This window comes from Janthinobacterium sp. GL_088, from assembly GCF_057837845.1.
The window spans coordinates 4,549,520-4,567,260 of record NZ_CM174453.1 but is presented as its reverse complement, the minus strand read 5'-3'; the positions used below and the strand labels follow the sequence as shown (position 1 = coordinate 4,567,260).

At 65.7% G+C, this 17,741-nt stretch carries 14 protein-coding genes; 4 read left to right on the top strand and 10 right to left on the bottom strand.

Going from position 1 to position 17,741, the window contains the following annotated elements; all coding sequences use genetic code 11:
- Positions 1-105 precede the first annotated feature (105 nt).
- From AC3IQ7_RS20370 to AC3IQ7_RS20350, 5 genes are all read right to left on the bottom strand, one after another.
- A complete protein-coding gene (locus AC3IQ7_RS20370; protein WP_489207177.1) occupies positions 106-1,245 on the bottom strand; it encodes a TonB family protein in 1,140 nt (379 codons plus the stop codon).
- Positions 1,245-1,859 (bottom strand): biliverdin-producing heme oxygenase, encoded by a 615-nt coding sequence (locus tag AC3IQ7_RS20365; protein ID WP_322429378.1) that lies wholly within the window; start codon positions 1,857-1,859, stop codon positions 1,245-1,247. Before AC3IQ7_RS20365 ends, AC3IQ7_RS20370 begins: the two co-directional genes overlap by 1 nt.
- Before the next feature lie 35 nt (positions 1,860-1,894).
- Positions 1,895-4,828, bottom strand: a complete 2,934-nt coding sequence (locus tag AC3IQ7_RS20360) for a TonB-dependent receptor (protein ID WP_489207176.1) — start codon at positions 4,826-4,828, stop codon at positions 1,895-1,897.
- Positions 4,829-4,928: 100 nt separating this feature from the next.
- Complete coding sequence (locus AC3IQ7_RS20355; RefSeq protein ID WP_489207175.1) at positions 4,929-5,924, bottom strand: FecR family protein; 996 nt, start codon at positions 5,922-5,924, stop codon at positions 4,929-4,931.
- 8 nt (positions 5,925-5,932) lie between these two features.
- Positions 5,933-6,448: an RNA polymerase sigma factor gene (locus AC3IQ7_RS20350; RefSeq protein ID WP_489207174.1), complete on the bottom strand. Its 516-nt coding sequence runs from the start codon at positions 6,446-6,448 to the stop codon at positions 5,933-5,935.
- Between the two features lie 333 nt (positions 6,449-6,781).
- On the opposite strand from AC3IQ7_RS20350, the gene AC3IQ7_RS20345 reads away from it, so the two are divergent.
- Entirely contained in the window at positions 6,782-7,348 is a 567-nt protein-coding gene (locus tag AC3IQ7_RS20345; RefSeq protein WP_034756709.1) for a YceI family protein, read from the top strand.
- Positions 7,349-7,500: 152 nt separating this feature from the next.
- Here AC3IQ7_RS20345 and AC3IQ7_RS20340 read toward each other — a convergent pair whose 3' ends face one another.
- Positions 7,501-9,309, bottom strand: a complete 1,809-nt coding sequence (locus AC3IQ7_RS20340) for an NAD(P)-binding domain-containing protein (RefSeq protein WP_489207173.1) — start codon at positions 9,307-9,309, stop codon at positions 7,501-7,503.
- A 143-nt stretch (positions 9,310-9,452) separates the two neighbouring features.
- Entirely contained in the window at positions 9,453-10,595 is a 1,143-nt protein-coding gene (locus AC3IQ7_RS20335) for a sigma-54-dependent Fis family transcriptional regulator (RefSeq protein ID WP_489207172.1), read from the bottom strand.
- A 227-nt stretch (positions 10,596-10,822) separates the two neighbouring features.
- On the opposite strand from AC3IQ7_RS20335, the gene AC3IQ7_RS20330 reads away from it, so the two are divergent.
- The 3 genes from AC3IQ7_RS20330 (at position 10,823) to AC3IQ7_RS20320 (ending at position 14,260) form a co-directional block, all read left to right on the top strand.
- The gene (locus AC3IQ7_RS20330; protein ID WP_489207171.1) at positions 10,823-12,151 is read left to right on the top strand and encodes a serine hydrolase domain-containing protein; all 1,329 of its coding nucleotides are present in this window, start codon (positions 10,823-10,825) and stop codon (positions 12,149-12,151) included.
- A 79-nt stretch (positions 12,152-12,230) separates the two neighbouring features.
- Positions 12,231-13,799 (top strand): CHASE2 domain-containing protein, encoded by a 1,569-nt coding sequence (locus AC3IQ7_RS20325; protein WP_489207170.1) that lies wholly within the window; start codon positions 12,231-12,233, stop codon positions 13,797-13,799.
- Positions 13,800-13,861: 62 nt separating this feature from the next.
- Positions 13,862-14,260: a GFA family protein gene (locus tag AC3IQ7_RS20320; protein WP_489207169.1), complete on the top strand. Its 399-nt coding sequence runs from the start codon at positions 13,862-13,864 to the stop codon at positions 14,258-14,260.
- Positions 14,261-14,322: 62 nt separating this feature from the next.
- On the opposite strand, the gene AC3IQ7_RS20315 is transcribed toward AC3IQ7_RS20320, so the two are convergent.
- The 3 genes from AC3IQ7_RS20315 to AC3IQ7_RS20305 are packed head-to-tail and all read right to left on the bottom strand — an operon-like array spanning position 14,323 to position 17,739.
- A complete protein-coding gene (locus AC3IQ7_RS20315; RefSeq protein WP_489207168.1) occupies positions 14,323-14,673 on the bottom strand; it encodes a type II toxin-antitoxin system ChpB family toxin in 351 nt (116 codons plus the stop codon).
- Positions 14,667-14,918 (bottom strand): AbrB/MazE/SpoVT family DNA-binding domain-containing protein, encoded by a 252-nt coding sequence (locus tag AC3IQ7_RS20310; protein ID WP_099380726.1) that lies wholly within the window; start codon positions 14,916-14,918, stop codon positions 14,667-14,669. Before AC3IQ7_RS20310 ends, AC3IQ7_RS20315 begins: the two co-directional genes overlap by 7 nt.
- 58 nt (positions 14,919-14,976) lie before the next feature.
- On the bottom strand, positions 14,977-17,739 hold the full coding sequence (locus tag AC3IQ7_RS20305; RefSeq protein WP_489207167.1) for an Hsp70 family protein: 2,763 nt from the start codon (positions 17,737-17,739) through the stop codon (positions 14,977-14,979).
- Positions 17,740-17,741: the final 2 nt, after the last annotated feature.

The window sequence follows — 17,741 nt, the reverse complement described above, 5'->3', positions numbered from 1 at the left end:
GTATACCTCCGATCGTGTTATTACTCCTACGACAGAATCTTGCTTTGAATATGCAAATAATGTCTATATGGGTGTTTGGCGAGAGTAAACGTGGTTTTTGCGCGATCAGCCAATGGAAAATTCGACGGGAATCGATAATTCCAGCGGGTCCGGCCGTTCCTTGGGAATGCGCGGCAGTGGCGCCGCCCGTTGCAAAGTGTCGAGCGCGGCCTGATCCAGTGCTGCGGAACCGGAACTGCGCTCGATGGCGGCCTCCAGCACCTGGCCATCGCGGTCGATGCGGCAGCGCAGATACACGACGCCCTGTTCCTGCTTCGCGCGCGACGCCGTCGGATAGCGGCGGAAGCGTTCCATGCGCGCCAAAACCTTGCCTTCCCAGCTAGATACGCCGCTGCGCAGCTCCTGTGGCGCGGGCGGCAGCACAGGCGAGGGCGGTGCCGCCGCGACAGACGCCGTGGCCACCGCTGCCGGCGTGACGGGGGCTTGGCGCACCTCGGCGACGGCTGCGATGGCCTCGGCTTGCGGCGGCAGGGGCGCGGCATCGGGCTGCGGCAGCACGAATTGTCTGATTGCCGGCGCTGCCTTTTTTGCAAGGGTGCGCGACGGTGCGGCGGCCGCGCTGACCTGTTCAGCAAGATTCTGCTCCAAAGGGCGGGGCGGGGCGGCGGCCGGCAGGTAGAGCATGGCCGGCTGCGCGGAGTCGGGCGCGATGGCCAGCACGGGCGCCGCTGGCGCGTGCTGGTACACGGCCCATCCCAGCAGGGCGCCATGCATGGCGAAGACGGTGGCGATGGTCAGCGGCTTGTGCCAGTCCGGCGGCGTCTTTTCTGGCGCAGGCGCCGGCCCTTCCGGGCGGCGCAGCAGGTAGATGATGACGGCGATTTCCATCGTTGCCACGAGGACGATGACCCACCAGGGCGGATGGCCGAGGCACATCGCGACAAAGCCGATGGCCATGCCCACGCAAGCGAGGACCTTGCCGCGGCGCGACACGGCGCGGTGTTCGCGCCACTGGCGCAGCGGCGCGCCGAAGCGCGGGTGGTGCAGCAGCCAGTGCTCCAGGCGTGGCGAGGCGCGGCTGAAGCAGGCCAGCGCCAGGATCAGGAAGATCGTCGTCGGCATGACGGGCAGCATGGCGCCGATCACGCCCAGCGCCACCATCAGCATGCCGGCGCCCGTCCACGCCCAGCGGCGCAGGCATGCCGTATGCGCTTCCGCAGCTGCCTGGATGACTGGCTCCTCCATCAGGCGCACGCCTCCACGTGGCCATGCATGCGCAGGAAGGCGGCGCGCGCGCCATCGATTACGCGCGCTTCACCGGCATCGTCAAGCACGGCCGTATCGAGCACGGACGTAAACTCGCGCCAGTGGCGCGCGCGTCCGTCCGGATGGCCGGCCAGGTGGCGCGCTCCATGGTGTTCATCGAGGCCGATTTTGCCGGCCAGTTTATACAGGATGGCCGCGCCCAGCTTCGAGCCTTCGCTCACGTACAGCCAGCCCAGCGCCGTGGCCAGATCCAGTTGCGCGTCGAACGGCGGCGTGGCCGCATCTGCCGGCAATGCTGTCTCGAGGTCGCGCAAGTCGGCCGCGATGCTGGCGTAGCGGCGGCGCTGTTCCAGGTCCGGCAGCAGGGCGGCCAGCTGCGCGTTGTCGTACAGCGCGTCGACATCGCGCAGGAACGCGTATTGCGCCTGCAAAAAGCGCGCATAGTTCTCGCGGCTGGAAAACGGCGCGCTGGCCATGATGCGCTGGTCCAGCAATTCGTGGGTGGCCATGGTGTCGGCTTTCAGGCGCTGGCTGCGGGTCGGGGCCGCGTTGGTCGGAACGGCGTTTAAAGTGGTGTCGCTTGCTGCATGCATGGAATATCTGCTCTCTATTATAAGGATGAATCAAATCAGAAACGAAGGCCAAGCGTGACGCGCGCCGTGCGGCCCGGTCCTGGCATCAGGCTCAGGGTCAGCGGATCGAGGTAGTAGCGGTCCGTCAGGTTGTCCACCGCCACGTCGACGGTGGCGTTGGGCGTGATCTTGTAGCTGGCGAACAGGTCGGCCAGCGTGTAGGCCTGCGTCAGCACCTGCGGCGAGGTGCCCGTCCACGATTGCCACACGGCCTTGTCGTCCTGGCGCGCCAGCGGATGGCCGACGTGCGTCAGGCGCGTGCCCACGGTGAGTTTTTCCTGCAGCCAGCGCGTGCCCAAGGTCAGGTTGGCGCTCAGCTTGGGCTGGATATGGTTGCTCACATAGGAACTGCTAAAGCCGATGGGCGAGCAGTCGGGCGTGTTCCAGATATCCGATTGCCACTTGCTGGCCTTGCGCAAATAGGCCGCCGTGGCCGCGTCGCAGATCAGGGTCTTGCGGTTCCAGGTGCCGGAAAAGTCGGCAAACACGCTACCCCGGTCATATGACGACTGCAGTTCGACGCCCGAGACGCTGTACTTGTCCGTGTTCGCCATCGAGAAATTCTGCGCGTAGGCCGGCAAGTCGGGAATCGGGCGGCGCGTGATGTAGCCGTGCGTGACGTTGTCGAAGTACGCAACGCGCAGGCGCAGCTTGTCGGCGGCGCTCCATACGCCATCCTTGACCACGCTCACGCCGATCTCGCGGTTGTGGCTGCGCTCGGCGTTCAGGGGTGACGAATACGTGGCCGAGAAGCCCATCGTCGATTCGTACAGGCTGGGCATGCGCAGGCCGCGCGCGTCGCGCAGGAACAGGCTGACGCTGTCGGACAGGCGCGCCGTCAGCGCAAACGTGGGCGCAAAACCGTGGTCCTTGCGGCGGATCGGCTTGCTGTAGGTGAACAGGCCGGGGATGGCGTCGCGGAAGACATAGTCGTTGCCGCTCCAGTCGGCGACCTGCGAGACGTCCAGCGGCGCCGGCTCGGCGCCGTAGTTTTCCACCATGCCGCCCACCAGCGCGGGATTGGTGGCGGGCGTGAACCGGCCCTGCGCATCCTGGTACCACTTCGAGGAGCCGAGCTGTCCGCCATCCTTGTCCCACATGGTGACCCATTGCCAGCCCTGCGGCTGGTACTGCTGTTCCGCGCGGCGGTTGCGGTCGCGGGAATCGAAGCGCTGGAAGCGTCCGCCCGCATCGATGGTCAGCCAGTCGCGCGCCTGCCACTGCAGCGAGGCGAATACGCTTTGCTCGTGGCGCTTGCCGTTGCGCAGGGTGTGATTGGCGTTCAGGTCTTCATCGAGGATGGTCACGCTGTCGGCCGGACCGATATCCTCGTTCTGCAGCGACAAGCCGTAATCGAGCTTCAGCGCGCCCATGCCGGTGGCGAAGCGCGAGGTGTTCGTCAGGTCGGCACCGACCCTGCGCGCCTGGTTCTTCGCCAGGTACAGCACCTCCACGCACTCCTTGCATTCATGGTCGCCCGGATTGGTCTTGCCTTCCAGCGGATTGCTGAAGATATCGCCGTTGCGCGACTTGCTCTGCATGTCCGTCAGCCACAGGTTGGCCTTCAGGTCGATGAGGTTCTGGCCTTCCGGCTTCCACTCGTAGCGCGCCGTCAGCGCGTTGGTGCGCACCTGGCTCGGGTCCCACTGGGGAATGCTGCCGGTGCTGTTGCGGTAGATTTGCGAGGGCATGATTTCGCCATAGCTGCTGTCGAAATAGCGGTAGCCCAGCTCCAGCTTTTGCGCGTGCGGCAGGCGCAGACTGGCCTTCAGCAGGGCCGAGGTGGTGCGGTTGGCCGTGTTCAGCACTTCGTCGCCCTTCTTGAAGAACTGCGTCACGCCATTGTCGTCGCCCCATTCATTGAGCATCTGATAGCGTTCGAAGCCCCGTGTGCCGGAAAAATAATTGCCGATGCTGCGCTGGCTGATGGCGGCCACCAGGTCGTAGTCGTCCTGGCGCGTGGCCACGGCGATGCTACCAAAACCGCTGCGCGGGTTGTCCAGCTTGTTGCGCTGCGTGCGCGGCGTGCTGCCGAAATCGGCGGGCGCCGAGACGCTGTTGTCCTGGATGCCGCCGCGCAGGCGCACGCCCGTGCGTTGGCCTGGTCGCAAAATGTCTTCAGGGCGCAGCGTCTGCATGCTGACCATGCCGCCGATGGCGCCCGCGCCTTGCGCCGACAGGTTCGGACCCTTGTCGATGCGGATGGCGCTGATCAGGTCCGGGTCGATGTAGCTGCGGTCGGCGATGCCCGCGTAGCCGCGGTAGACGGTCGATGATTGCAGGCTGCCGTCGATCAGCACGGGCACGCGGCCCTGGCCCTGCATGCCGCGCACGTTGACCTCGACGGCGCCGCTGTTGCGGCTGTCGCCTACCTGCACACCGGCCACGCCCTTGAAGATGTCGGCTGGCGAGGTGCCGCGGAAGCGTTCGATCTGCTCGCGGCCGATGTATACGGAGGCGGCTGGCGTGAGGTAGGGCAGGTCTGCCGGATCCGTGTCGTCCGCCTCGAACGTGCCGCTGCCGCCCTGGCCATTCACGCGCAGGGTGCCGATCTGCACCGCGCCGGCAGCGGCGGGCGCGGGCGCGCTGATGATGATGGTCGTGCCGCCTTGCAGCTGCGCCTGCAGGCCGCTGCCGGCCAGCAGCTGGCGCAGCGCTTCCGGCAGCGAATGCCTGCCTTGCAGCGGCGCGCTGTGGCGTCCCTGCGTCAGGCGCGCGTCGGCCAGCAGCACCATGCCGGCCTGGCGCGCCAGCTCGTTCAGCGCGCGGTTCAACGGCTGCGCGGGAATCTGCCATTCCACCTGCGCCACCGGCGCGGCGGCGGCATGCACGGCGGGCGTGGCGAAGGCCAGGCCGATGGCCAGGAAGAGAGGGGACAGGCGGGGAGACAGGCGGGCGTGCAAGGGAGGGCGCGGTGGAGTCATATGCATGTTTTTCCTATGGTGATGTGGTGGTCCTTCATAGTTAAAACGAATGAGTCTCATTTACCCTGACGTGCGGATGGATTTTATTTCGCGTCATGGGGACAAATCAGCGGGCGACGATATGCAGCTTGCCGTCCCGGCGCACCACGCGCACGGGCAAGGCCAGCGGCAGGGCGGCGGCAAATTGCGCCGGCAGCGTCGCGTCGAAGCTGCCGTTCAGGCGCAGGCCGGCCAGGGCCGGATCGCCGAGCACGAGGTGCGTATCGCCATAGCGCTCGAATTCGGCCAGCGCCTCGGCCAGGGTGGCGTCCTCGAAATCGAGGCGCCCGGCACGCCAGTTGCCCACCGCCTGCGCATTGACCCTGGCCAGCGCCTTCACACCCTGCGGCGTGACGGTGACCGTGTCGCCCGCCTGCAGCACTTCGGCATGCGCACCGGCTTCGCTTTCCACGCGCACCGTGCCTTGCGCCACGGTCACCTGTGTCGTGGCGCCCACGTGGCGCACTGAAAAATGCGTGCCCAGCACCGTCGCCGTGGCCGCTCCCGCGATGACCTGGAACGGACGCGCAGGGTCGGCGTGGACATGGAACATGGCCTGGCCGCGCAGCAGGCGCACGCTGCGCCGGTCGCGGTACAGGGCCACGTCGACGGCGCTGCCGCTATCGAGTTCGATGCGGCTGCCGTCGGGCATGACTTGCGTGGCGAACTGGCCGCGCGCCGTGCTGTAATCGTGCTGGAAGCCCGGTTGCTGCCAATGGCTGGCCAGCGGCCAGGCCAGCAGGCCGCACAGCAGCAGGCAGCCGCCGGCCAGTGCGCCGCGCGGCGGGAAGGTGGCCGCCTGGCGCAGCCTCTGCAGCAGCGATGACGGCGCGCTCGCCGCCGGAGCGGGCTGACTGAATGCCGCCACGCGCTGCGCCGGCAGGCTGGCCAGCAGCGCATCGGTGCGGGCCAGCGCCTGCCAGGCGTGCTGGTGGTGCGCGTCGGCGGCCAGCCATGCGTCCAGCGCCGCCAGTTCGTGGGCGGCCAGGCCCGCGTCGTGGCGCAGCAGCCATTGCGCCGCCAGGAAGTCGATGTCGTCGGCCGTCGTGTCTTGTGATGTCATGTGCTGTTTCATAGCGTATCCCGCTCGGGCAAGCCTTTTTTACAGGCGAGCATGCCGTTGATGATGTGTTTTTCCACCATGTTGACGGAGATACCCATCTGGGCGGCGATCTCGATCTGGCTCAGGCCATCGAACTTGTACAGCGCGAAAGCCTGGCGGCAGCGCGGCGGCAAGGCGTCGATGATGGCCAGCAGGCGTTCCATGGTTTGCCGGTCGTGCAGCCGTTGCTCGGGTTCATCGGCGCGCGGCGCGCGCAGCTGCATGTGCGGCTCGTCGAGCGCGTCATGGGGCCGCCTCTGGTGCAGGCGCTGTTCGTCGATGGCGATGTTTTTCGCCGTGACGTACAGCAGGGCGCGCTGGCCGCTGTCGGGCGGGGTATCGCCAGGCAGGGCGTGGGCGCCGCCGTGCTGCTTGCGCGCCAGGATGCGGGCGTAGGCTTCCTGCACCACGTCCTGTGCCTTGTCGCGGCATCCCGTGGAGCGCGAAATCAGGCGCAGCAATTCCTGGTAATAGCGTTCAAGCACCGCGCATGTCCCCGTGATCAAAGCGAGCGATGATAGCAAGCCCATCAAATAATAACAAGAATCATTCTCATTCAATGCTTGTTTGAGGTGCCGGATAACGCTGGATATTTTTGGCAATGCAGACAATAATCGGCAGCAGAAGGCGCTGTCGCGGACATGATCACCATGTATTATCGATTTTTTCGATGCTAACTAGGTATATTTTCCGTTTTACATCGATCTTCATGCCATGCATAATCTGTTGCAACTGAAGCCAGACAATCAGCCGCATGCGCCCCCCGCCTGCAGCTGCTTGCGGTTTTGACATCCTCCACTTTCTATCAGGAACCTACAATGAAAAAACTGCTCGCTTTTATCGCCGCCGCCGGCTTCTCGCTGTCCGCTTTTGCCGCGCCTGAAGTCTATGTCATCGATGGCAGCCACACTTTCCCCCGTTTCGAGTACACCCACATGGGTTTCTCGACGCAGCAAAGCCGTTTCAATAACACCACCGGCAAGGTCACCCTGGACCGCGCCGCGAAGACGGGCGCCGTCGAAGTGCTGATCGACACCAAGTCCGTCGATACGGGTTCGACCCTGTTCAACTCGCACATCCAGGGCGAAGACTTCCTCGACACGGCCAAGTATCCGGTCGCCACCTACAAATCGACCAAGTTCAACTTCGACGGCGACAAGCTGGCCTCCGTGGAAGGCAACCTGACCCTGAAAGGCGTGACCAAGCCAGTCACCCTGACCGTCACCTCGTTCGCCTGCGCACCGCACCCGATGCTGAAAAAAGACGCTTGCGGCGCCAACGCCACGGCCAAGATCAAACGCTCGGAATTCAACGCCGGCAAATATGCGCCAGCCGTCAGCGATGACGTCACTTTGACGTTCGCAATCGAAGCCATCAAACAGTAATCGTTGGCTGCATGAGGTAAAAATGGTGGCGGACTTCGGTCCGCCGCCATTTTTTTATACCTATCCCCAAAAGAGAGGGCTGGGGTCAGTCACTGCGTGATTGGAATGTTCCCCATTGGGTAACATTCCCCCGGCGGGCCTGACCCCGGATTTCACGCCAGGTGATGCACTTCCTGCTGCCCATACACGGGCGTGTTCAACCCTTCCATGCGCGCCTTCAGCTGCAGCGACAGGTACTGGGAATAGTGGCGCGACTGGTGCAGGTTACCGCCGTGGAACCACAGCGCCTGCTGCTGCGTGGGCTTCCACATATTGCGCTGCTCGCCCTCCCACGGGCCCGGGTCTTTCGTCGTGCTTGACCCGAGGCCCCACACCTTGCCCACCTTGTTCGCCACTTCCGGCGAGATCAGGTCGGCCGCCCAGCCGTTCATGGAGCCGTAGCCGGTGGCGTACACCACCAGGTCGGCCGGCAGTTCCGTGCCGTCGGACAGTACGATGGAGTGGCTTTTCAGTTCCTGCACGCCGACGCCGCTTTTCAGCTTGATCTTGCCCTCGGCGACCAGCTCGGAGGCGCCCACGTCGATGTAGTAGCCGGAGCCGCGGCGCAGGTATTTCATGAACAGGCCGGAATCGTCGTCGCCAAAGTCCAGCATGAAGCCCCGTTCTTCCAGGCGCTGGTAGAAATCCGCATCGCGTTCGCGGATGGCCTTGAAGACGGGCTTCTGGAAGTCGGCCAGGATTTTATAGGGGATCGAGGCGAACGTCAGGTCGGCCTTGTTTGTGGTCATGCCGGCGGCCAGCGCCCGTTCCGAGTACAGGTCGCCCAAGGCCAGGTCCATCAAGGAATCGGACTTGACGATGTGCGTCGACGAGCGCTGCACCATGGTCACGTCCACGCCCGCTTCCCACAGGGCGGCGCAGATATCGTGCGCGGAATTGTTCGCGCCGACCACCACCACCTTCTTGCCCACATACGCGTCCGGCCCCGGATGCTGCGACGAGTGCTGCTGCTCGCCCTGGAACACGTCCATGCCCTTGAACTTCGGCATGTTCGCCTTGCCCGACATGCCGGTGGCCAGCACCAGCTGCTTCGGTTTCAGGGTGACGGGCTGGCCATCGCGCAGCACCTGCACCGTCCACTCGCCGGTGGCTGCGTCAAAGCTGGCCGATTCGCATGAGGTCGAGCCCCAGTAATTGAGCTCCATCACCTTGGTGTACATTTCCAGCCAGTCGCCGACCTTGTCCTTCGGCGTGAAGACGGGCCAGTTGTCGGGGAACGGGATGTACGGCATGTGGTCGTACCAGACGGGGTCGTGCAGGCACAAGGACTTGTAGCGCTTGCGCCAGCTGTCGCCGGGGCGCGAATTTTTCTCGATGATGATGGTGGGGACATTGAGCTGGCGCAGCCGCGCACCGAGCGCGATGCCGCCCTGGCCGCCGCCGATGATGACGCAGTAGGGTTGGCGTGCGTAGCCCAGTTCCTTTGCTTCCTGTTCGCGGTGCTCCAGCCAGCTGCTGCGGTTCGTGCGGGCGCCGTGTTCCGCGCCCATGGGCCGCCGCCTGCCCTTGGCTTCCTCAAAACCCTTCAATTCGCTCATGGTGGTAAGCAGGGTCCATATCTTGCCATCGCGGATGCGGATGAAGCCCACGCCGCGCGCCGCGTTCGTTTCCACCGTGATCCAGCTTTGCAGCACGCCACCGGCTTCCACCGCATGCTCGCCGTCGGCGATGCGGATGGAGACTGGCTGCACGGTGCTCAGCTGGGCGGTCAGCATGGCGGCGATCTGTTCGCGGCCTTCCAGGGTTTTCAGGTTCCAGGTAAACAGCACCAGGTCGCGCCAGTAGCCGTCCTGTTCGAACAGTTGCGCGGCGCCCGTGCCGTCGCTGGCGCGCAGCGTGCCTTCCAGCTGCTCCAGGATGCCGGCCACGGCCAGGTTGTGGGGGTTGATATCGGTTTGCATCGTGTCTCCTCCAAGTCTGCTGACTTTATGATGGGATGCGGCTGTCTTGCCGCTGACGATGTTGTAACACTGGCGTTCCGGCCCTGCATTGCGCAGCGCAGCATGGCTGAATTTGAGACGGAAATCTCAGCTTTTCGGACGGTCTACTGGCGGTGCGGCGCCACGATGTGCAGCTGCTTGATGCGCCGGTACAGGGTGGCGCGCGAGATGCCCAACATGGCGGCAGCCTGCAGCGGGCGCCATTTGGCGGCGTTCATGGCGTGGACGATGCGCGTGCGTTCGGCCAGTTCCGGCGCCGTGTAGGCAACCGTCTCCTCCGTCGCGGGGGCGGCGTTCCTCACGCGTGCTCGCGCGCTGGCCTGGCGCAGCGGCGCGCGCACGCGGGCGTGCACCCAGGTGCCGCCGCCGGCCAGGCGCAGGGACAGCAGATTGTGTCCCGCGCGCGCATCGAACAGCCGTTCGGCGCGCACTTCCAGCACTTCGCCGACGGGACGCGGCAGGGTGTTCAGGCCAGCGATGACGTCACGCGCGCAGCGGTTGGCGGCGACGATGTCGCCATGTTCGTCGATGGCGAGCAGCATTTCCGGCTGCACTTCCACGAAGTGGCGGTTGCGGTGCGCCAGCAGGATGCAGCAATGGCTGTAGGATTTGAGAAAAAAGCCGTCCTCGATCAGGGTCGCGCCTTGCCGTACCAGCTGCTTGACCAGACGCTGGCTGTCGCGCGCATCGGGCGAACGCAGGGCCGACGCATCGAGCACGCCGATCAAGTCGCCGTGCGGCGAAAAAATCGGCGCTGCGCTGCAGGTCAGGCCCGTGAACGCGGCGCGAAAATGGTCCGTCTTGTGCACGGTGATGGCTTCATGGTCGAGCAGCACGGAGGCGATGCCGCATGTGCCTTCCTCCTCTTCCGACCAGCACGAACCCGGATACAGGCCCGCCTTCTTGAAATCCTTGCGCTGGTCCGTGTCGACCACGTAGTCGATGGTCACGCCGCGCGCATTGGCGAGGATGACGCAGTAACCCGCTTCGCGCACCATGGCGTGCAGGCGCGGCAGGCACTGGCCCGTGGAGCGCAAAAAATCTTCCTCGGACTGCTGGATGGCGCGCAGTTCGGCGCCCGTCAGGATGCGCGGCCCCGTGGTGGACGCCGGGTCGAGCCGGTAGTCGTCCAGCGAGCGCCGGTACGACGACGCCAGCCTGGCCGTATCGGCCCCTGGGTTGACGATACGGCCGGCGATCAGGTCGCGCACGCGGTCGATATGGCTGGTCTGGCGGACGTAGGGCATGGCGCTCTCCGGTGTCTCTGATGCTGGTGTTTGGATGGTTTTCCGTTTGTAGCACGAAGCGCCGGGCCGCGCATCCTGCGTTGCAGCATGGCGTGTGCGTGAGACGGTTGTCTCAGCTTGTGGCCCGCACAATAGGATGCCACAGGGCAAGATAAAAAGTTTCTCTGTTAGCATGGATCGCATGAAGCGAGCGCCGCCGCCGGCGCCAGCCATGACAGGAGAAATGCATGACGACACTGCCACCCATCCGCCGCTTGGCCCTGGCCGCAGCCTGCCTGGCGCTGGCCGCCGGCGCCCATGCGGCAGAGACAACGGCGCCGCTGTCGGCCGCCGCCAGCGACCCGGCTGCATTGCAATGGATGGTGGGCGCGCCGCCGCCGGCCGATAAGATCATCCGCTTCGACGATGGCAGCTATTTCAATTTCCCCCAGCTGCGCTGGAGCGTGTCGCACTTCCGCCAGTTGATGCCGACGGTGGCAGTGGCGCGCGGCTTGAAAGCGCCCGTGCCCTTGCCGCGCGCGCTGCGCAAGGATATCGACAGCCTGCGCTTTACCCCGCTGGGCGCGAAGGACGCGATGACCTGGGAGCAGTCGCTGGGCGCCAATTACACGGACGGCATCGTCGTGCTGCACCGGGGCCGCATCGTGTATGAACGCTATTTCGGCGTGTTGAAAGAGGGCGGCCAGCATGGCGCCATGTCCGTGACGAAGTCCGTGATGGGCATCATCGGCGCGGCGCTGGTGGCCGAAGGCAAGCTCGATCCAGGCAAGAAAGTGGCCGAGTACGTGCCGGAACTGGCCAAGTCCGCGTTTGGCGACGCCACCGTGCGCCAGGTGCTCGACATGACCACGGGCCTGCAATTCAGCGAAGATTACGCCGATCCGAAAGCGGAAGTGTGGCAGCACGCGGCAGCCGGAAGCCCGCTGCCCAAGCCGAAGGATTACAAGGGACCGCGCAGCTATTTCGACTACCTGCAGACGGTGCAGCACGAGGGCAGGCATGGCGAGGCGTTCGGCTACCGCACGGTCAACTCCGACGTGCTGGGCTGGATCATCGCCCGCGTCACGGGGCAGAACGTCAACGAATACCTATCCGAGCATGTCTGGCAAAAGCTGGGCGCCGAGCAGGATGCCTACATGACGGTCGATTCGACGGGCACGCCGTTTGCCGGCGGCGGCTTGAATACGGGCTTGCGCGACTTGGCCCGCTTCGGCGAAATGCTGCGTAACGATGGCCGCTATAACGGCCAGCAGATACTGCCCAAGGCGGTCGTCGACGATATCCGCCGTGGCGGCGACAAGCAGCTGTTCGCCAAGGGCGGCTACGATTTGCTCAAGGGCTGGAGCTACCGCGACATGTGGTGGGTCACGCATAACGAGCATGGCGCCTACATGGCGCGCGGCGTGTACGGCCAGCGCATCTACATCGATCCGAAGGCGGAAATGGTGATCGTGCGTTTCGCCTCGACGCCGACGGCGGCCAACGCGGCCAACGACCCGACCACCACGCCGGCCTTCGAAGCGCTGGGCAAGCTATTGCTGGCCAAGCCGAAGTAGGCTGCCAGCCGTGCGGCGGAACGGACTCAACTGCAATACACTATCCTTTCGTCATCATTCGTTGCTTGAGTGATAATTCATGCGCCGCACGCAAGGAGTACGCACCGTGGAAACCAACCAGCCGGATCAACCGCGCCCGCCACTCTGGCGGCGCCTGCTGTGGCCGGTCGCCCAGCTTGGTTCGGCTTTCAAGCTGACTGGCACGCATCTGCTGCACCACGTGATCGGCGCCAGCCTGATCGCCGCGCTGATGCTGGCGCTGGAGGGTTTTCACGTGCTCGAATGGCTCGATGCGGCCATGCTGCGGGCCAGCGCGGCGCAGGAGCAGCTGCTGGGCCGGGGCAAGGACCCGGGCGCCGCCTACCGGCCCGGCATCATCGAAATCGACCAGCCCGCGTTCGAACAGGTCTTCGACGAGCGCGAACCGCTGGAGCGCACGCGCCTGGAGCAATTGATCGCCAGCGCCGCCGCGCGCGGCAGCAAGGTGCTGGCCATCGACCTGGACCTGGCGCCGGCCGTATATGAACAGCACAAGGCGGGCGAGCGGCCGCTGGACCGCCTGCTTGACCGGCTGGCCGCGAATGGCCGGCAACTGGTGCTGATCCTGCCCGAGCAATCGGACCGCAACGCGAACCTGCCGTGGATACGCGCGCGCTGCGCGGCCGGCATCCACTTTGCCAGCCCGCGGATCCGCGAACGCATGGGCGCCGTCACGCGCATCGAGCTGAAAAGCCCCGTGCTGGCGGCCGTGGCCTTTGAGCTGGCGCATGGCGCCGACGAGCAGGAGCAGAAGCAGCCCATGCCGGCCGCCTTGTCCGAGCAAAAGGAAGTGGTGGCGCTGGCCGGTCGCGTGTGCCAGCTGGCGCGGCGCACGGGCAGCGAAAAGGAATTGGCGCGCTGGGCGTTCGAGCCCGTCATCCGCGGCGACGCCAAGGCGGCGGCCGAGCAGAACGCCGTTACCGCGCCGTTTCACCCGGCCGCCGTGGCGCCGGCATTCCTGAACCCCACGCGCACGCGCGTCAAACTGAGCGACGGCCAGGCTGGCGTGGATGCCGGCGCGCTGCGCAAGAACGTCGTGTATATCGGCAGCACGTATGACGTGCGCGACCGCTATACGACGGCCGAAGGCGAGCAGGCCGGCCTGCACCTGCATGCGGCCGCCCACACGTCGCTGGGCATCGGCACGGCCGACGTCAATAAATATGCGGTGTTCGTGGCCGACATCGTCATCGGCGTGCTGCTGGGCTGCCTGTTCGGCGGTCTGTGGACCCTGTACGGCCGCGCCGAACTGGCCATCGACAAGCGCATGGAAGGCCACGATTTCGGCCGCCTGCATCGCCTGGGCACCCTGGCGGAATTCTATGGCATCCGCCTGATGCTGGCGCTGGTGTGGGCCTCGCCGTTTGCCATCGGCGCGCTGGCCATTTACCTGTCGCGCGGCTTGCTCGAGCAGGGCTGGTGGGTCAATCCCGGCCCGCTGATCGCCGGCATGTTCTTGCACGCGATGTCGCTGCGCGACGAAGCCCACCATCCGCACGAGGAAGTGCCGGGCCTGTCCGTGTGGGCCCAGCTGCGCCGCACGCATCCGGGCATCGTGCTGGTGCAGGCGCCGCTGGCGGTGCTGCTGTTGATCATCGCCCTGATCTAGCGCAAACCGTTGCGCCGCAGCGGCGCTAAACTGGGCGCCTTTTTCATTTGCAGGAGGATGCCATGCTGAGCGGAGGATGTTTATGCGGCGACGTGCGCTACGAAGCGGGCACGGGCGCCTTCCATGAAACGGCCTGCCATTGCTCGATGTGCCGCCGCGCGTCGGGCGCGCCGTTTGTCGCCTGGTTCAGTGTGCCACGGGCGAACTTTCGCTGGCTGCGGGGACAGGCCACGCCATACGCGTCCGGCGAACACTGCACGCGTAGTTTTTGCCCCCGCTGCGGCACGCAGCTGACGTTCGAGGATGCGCGCGACCTGGACGAGGTTGGCCTGACCACCAGCAGCCTGGACGACCCCGAACAACTGCCACCGCACAGCCATATCTATACGGACACGCAACTGGAGTGGGTGAAATTGGCCGATGGCTTGCCGCGGTATCGTGGGGCGCGTAGCGAGGGGTAGGTCGGATTAGCGGGGCCGCCGAGGCGCGCAAGCGCGTAATCCGACATGCTACTGACGTCAATTTAGTCGCTAATGGCGCGCAGGCGCGCCAGCGCGTCTTCCACGACGAATTCAGGCGCGGTTTCGATGCGCTTTGCGCCGCGTGCTTCAAGGTCAAGCATGCGGATCTGGTTGACCAGCGCCACTCCCTGCGTTGCCGTGCCGCTGCCGCTCAATGACGCGGCAAAGCCCGCGTGGCGGGCAAAATCGCCGCCTTGCGTGATGGGGGCGACCAGCACGACACCGAGCGTGTTGAAGGCGCTGGTGGACAGCACCAGCGCTGGCCGGGACGCGCCGCGCTGTTCACGGCCTTCCGTTGGCTCCAGATTGACCATCACGATATCGCCACGGCCGAACTGAACGCGCTTTACCATGCTTCGCGGCCTGCCGGTTTGATCTGGCTCCATGCCGCCATGTCGGCCGGTTCTGGCGCCGTGACATCGCATTGGGCAACCAGATCGTCGAGCGTGAAGGCAGGGCGCTTGGCTTTCAGGAATACGCCGTCCGGACGCACATCGACCGCCAGCTTGTCGCCCAGCGACACCTTCAGCATGCCCAGCAATTCCGTTGGCAAGCGCACGGCCGCGCTATTACCCCATTTTTGGATCGATAGTTCCATATGACCTCCTATGTATCTACATTGTAGATTCATGTAATCTGATAATCAAGGACGGTGTTTACCCGATCAGCTTCAACCCCGGCGGCAGCGCCTCGCCCAGCATGCGGCGGGTAACAGCTTCGTCCAGCTGCGTCACTTCGCTGACCATGGCCTGCCACAGGGGTGGGGCGCCGAAGGCTTTCAGGCGGGCGAGGACGGTGGCGCGCAGCGCGTCGTCGATGTCGCGCGAGCGGTCGCCCGTCATGCATGCCAGGTGGGTGGCGGCAAACGCCGCCGGTTCCGTCTTTTTCCAGTCCAGCGCCAGCAGCACGTGCAGCCAGTCGGCCACGGTGGCGCTGTCGACCACTTCATGCGCGCTGCCGTGGAAGGGCTGGCGTGCGCCGACCCTGGCCAGCGCCCACAGGGTATTCGTGTCTGCCACTTCGCCCTTTTTATCAGCCTTCTGCAGCCGCTTGATCAGCCAGGCGCCCACTTCGGCCTTGTAGGCGCCGGGGATGCGCTCGAGCGAGGCGCCCAGGCGCAGCATGTCGTCGTCGCTGCCGTTCACCAGCGTGACGGGGCGGCTGCCGCGCTGGACCGCGTCGGCTTGCAGGTTGAAGGCGAAGTCGTCGAGCAGGCGCAGTTGCTGCTCCGAATTCAAGCCGCCCGTCACCCTGCGCCACAAAGTCCACCATTCGGCGCACACCTGATTGTCCTTGTGATGCTGCACGCCCGCGTCGAACATGGCCCATAGCTGCTCGATGCGCCACGGGTCGAGCGCGTCGCCATAGCCGGGCCGCAAACAGTAGCCGGCCAGGTTCAGCCACACCCGCTCATGTTCGGCGGAGCGGCGCCGGCCACGCGCGCGTTGTAGCAGGGCGTCGAACAGCTGGCGCAAGAGCGGCGTGTCCCAGCTTTCGCGTCCGCCCAGCCCCCGTTCCAGGTGCTGGCGCAGCTGGCGCACTTCCTTGGCCTCGACCTTTTGCGCCTTGCCGCCGAAGATGCGCTCGATTTTCTCGATGGCTTCTTTCACGCGTGGTGATACGCTGGACGTTTCGCTTGCTACGTCCTCTTCGCCTCGCAGCTGGAATTCCAGCAGCCAGCGCTGGCCGGCATCCGCTGCTGCCACGCAATGCACTTCCAGGGTACCCACTTCCGTCATGACTGTCACCAGCTGCACGGTGATGTCGCGCTTGTCACCGCTTTCCGCTTGCAGCACGCTGGCCAGCGGCGGCAGGCGCAAGTATTCTCCGGCATCCAGATCGACGATTTCGCCCAGTTGCGGCGGCGTGCCCGCCTCAAAGAGAGACGTGGCCAGGTGGAAGCGCACGGGCCGGCCCAGGCGCAGCGCGAACAGGCGCTCCGGCAGGCGGATTTCCTCGCCGCTGGCGCTGCCACGGGGCAGGATGCAGACGGCGCGCTTGTCCTTGCCTGCCTCGCCCAGCACGAGGAAATAGCTGCGCGGCGAGCCGCCGCCGATGCGCGGCGCCTGGCCGCGCCGGGCCAGCGCGTAGGCGACGGCGCCACGGGCCACGGCCACGTCGGGATTATCGTTGTGCAGGATGGTCAGGGGCTGGCCGCGCCAGTGCGCCAGGGTCTCGGCCAGGCGGCGCGCCAGCGCGTCGGCGCGGAACACGCCGCCATTGAGCAGCAAGGTATCGGGCAGTGCCCCTTGATGCTGTTGTAAAAAGCTGGCCAGGTGGCGCGTGATGGCCGCGTCCTGCGCATACGGCAGGCCGAATTCGACGATGCCGGCGCGGCCTTTTTTCGCTGTCTCTGTGAGTTCCACTTTCGGGAAGAAGCCGTCGACCACCATGGCCGCCACTTCCTCGCGCGTGACGTCGGCGGACCGGCTGCCACCAATCAGGCGCGAACCCGCGCCCAGCAGGGTGACGGTGGCGCTGTCCGGCGCATCGTGCGACAGCAGCAATTCCTTGGCGGCGCGGCAGCGTTCCATCAACTGCGACAAACGCGCGGCCGATAGCTTCATGCCGCCTTCGCTGCCAGCGGCCATGCGCGTTTCCACCAGGTGGGCCAGCGCCAGGTCCATATTGTCGCCGCCCAGTATCAAATGGTTGCCCACGCTGCTGCGCGTGAGCTGCGGTTCGCCGTTGCCATCGAAGGCCACGTCGATCAGGCTGAAATCCGTGGTGCCGCCACCCACGTCGCATACCAGAATGCGGCGCGTGTCGGCCAGGTCGTCGCGCAGGGTGGCGCGCCGGCGCTGCAGAAAGTCATAAAAAGCGGCCTGCGGTTCTTCCACCAGCCGCACCGTGGGCAAGCCCGCCATGCGCGCCGCTTCCAGCGTGAGTGCGCGCGCACCCTCGTCGAACGAAGCGGGGATGGTCAGCACCAGTTCCTGCTCTTCGAGCGGAGCATGCGGGAAGCGGTGATGCCATGCGGCGCGCACGTAGGCCAGGTAGCTGGCGCTGGCCGCCACGGGCGACACCTTGGCCACATCGGCATCGGCGCCCCACGGCAAAATCGGCGCCTGACGGTCGACGTTCGCGTGCGACAGCCAGCTCTTTGCGCTGGAAACGAGCCGGCCCGGCACCTGGGCGCCGAGCTGGCGCGCCAGGGCGCCCAGCACGGCATGCTCCAGGTCCTGCTGCGGCCAGGGCAGCTGCAAGTCGCCCGCCGCCAGTTCGCCGGCGGCAGGGTGGTAGCGCAAGGACGGCAGCAGGGGGCGTGCACCCACTTCGCCGGGGGCGACCAGCTGCTCGATGGGGAACAGGTTTATTTCAGCCTGCGCATCGCCAGCCGCCGCATACGCCACCACCGTGTTGGTGGTGCCCAGGTCGATGCCGACCAGGAAGGCCGGCCGCACCTTCGCGCCGCGCATGC

Coding starts and splice junctions, on each gene's coding strand:
- AC3IQ7_RS20370 (WP_489207177.1), bottom strand. CDS start 1,245: ATGGAGGAGCCAGTCATCCAGGCAGCTGCGGAAGCGCATACGGCATGC.
- AC3IQ7_RS20315 (WP_489207168.1), bottom strand. CDS start 14,673: ATGGTAAAGCGCGTTCAGTTCGGCCGTGGCGATATCGTGATGGTCAAT.
- AC3IQ7_RS20330 (WP_489207171.1), top strand. CDS start 10,823: ATGACGACACTGCCACCCATCCGCCGCTTGGCCCTGGCCGCAGCCTGC.
- AC3IQ7_RS20345 (WP_034756709.1), top strand. CDS start 6,782: ATGAAAAAACTGCTCGCTTTTATCGCCGCCGCCGGCTTCTCGCTGTCC.
- AC3IQ7_RS20335 (WP_489207172.1), bottom strand. CDS start 10,595: ATGCCCTACGTCCGCCAGACCAGCCATATCGACCGCGTGCGCGACCTG.
- AC3IQ7_RS20305 (WP_489207167.1), bottom strand. CDS start 17,739: ATGCGCGGCGCGAAGGTGCGGCCGGCCTTCCTGGTCGGCATCGACCTG.
- AC3IQ7_RS20310 (WP_099380726.1), bottom strand. CDS start 14,918: ATGGAACTATCGATCCAAAAATGGGGTAATAGCGCGGCCGTGCGCTTG.
- AC3IQ7_RS20325 (WP_489207170.1), top strand. CDS start 12,231: ATGCGCCGCACGCAAGGAGTACGCACCGTGGAAACCAACCAGCCGGAT.
- AC3IQ7_RS20365 (WP_322429378.1), bottom strand. CDS start 1,859: ATGCATGCAGCAAGCGACACCACTTTAAACGCCGTTCCGACCAACGCG.
- AC3IQ7_RS20355 (WP_489207175.1), bottom strand. CDS start 5,924: ATGACATCACAAGACACGACGGCCGACGACATCGACTTCCTGGCGGCG.
- AC3IQ7_RS20360 (WP_489207176.1), bottom strand. CDS start 4,828: ATGCATATGACTCCACCGCGCCCTCCCTTGCACGCCCGCCTGTCTCCC.
- AC3IQ7_RS20340 (WP_489207173.1), bottom strand. CDS start 9,309: ATGCAAACCGATATCAACCCCCACAACCTGGCCGTGGCCGGCATCCTG.
- AC3IQ7_RS20320 (WP_489207169.1), top strand. CDS start 13,862: ATGCTGAGCGGAGGATGTTTATGCGGCGACGTGCGCTACGAAGCGGGC.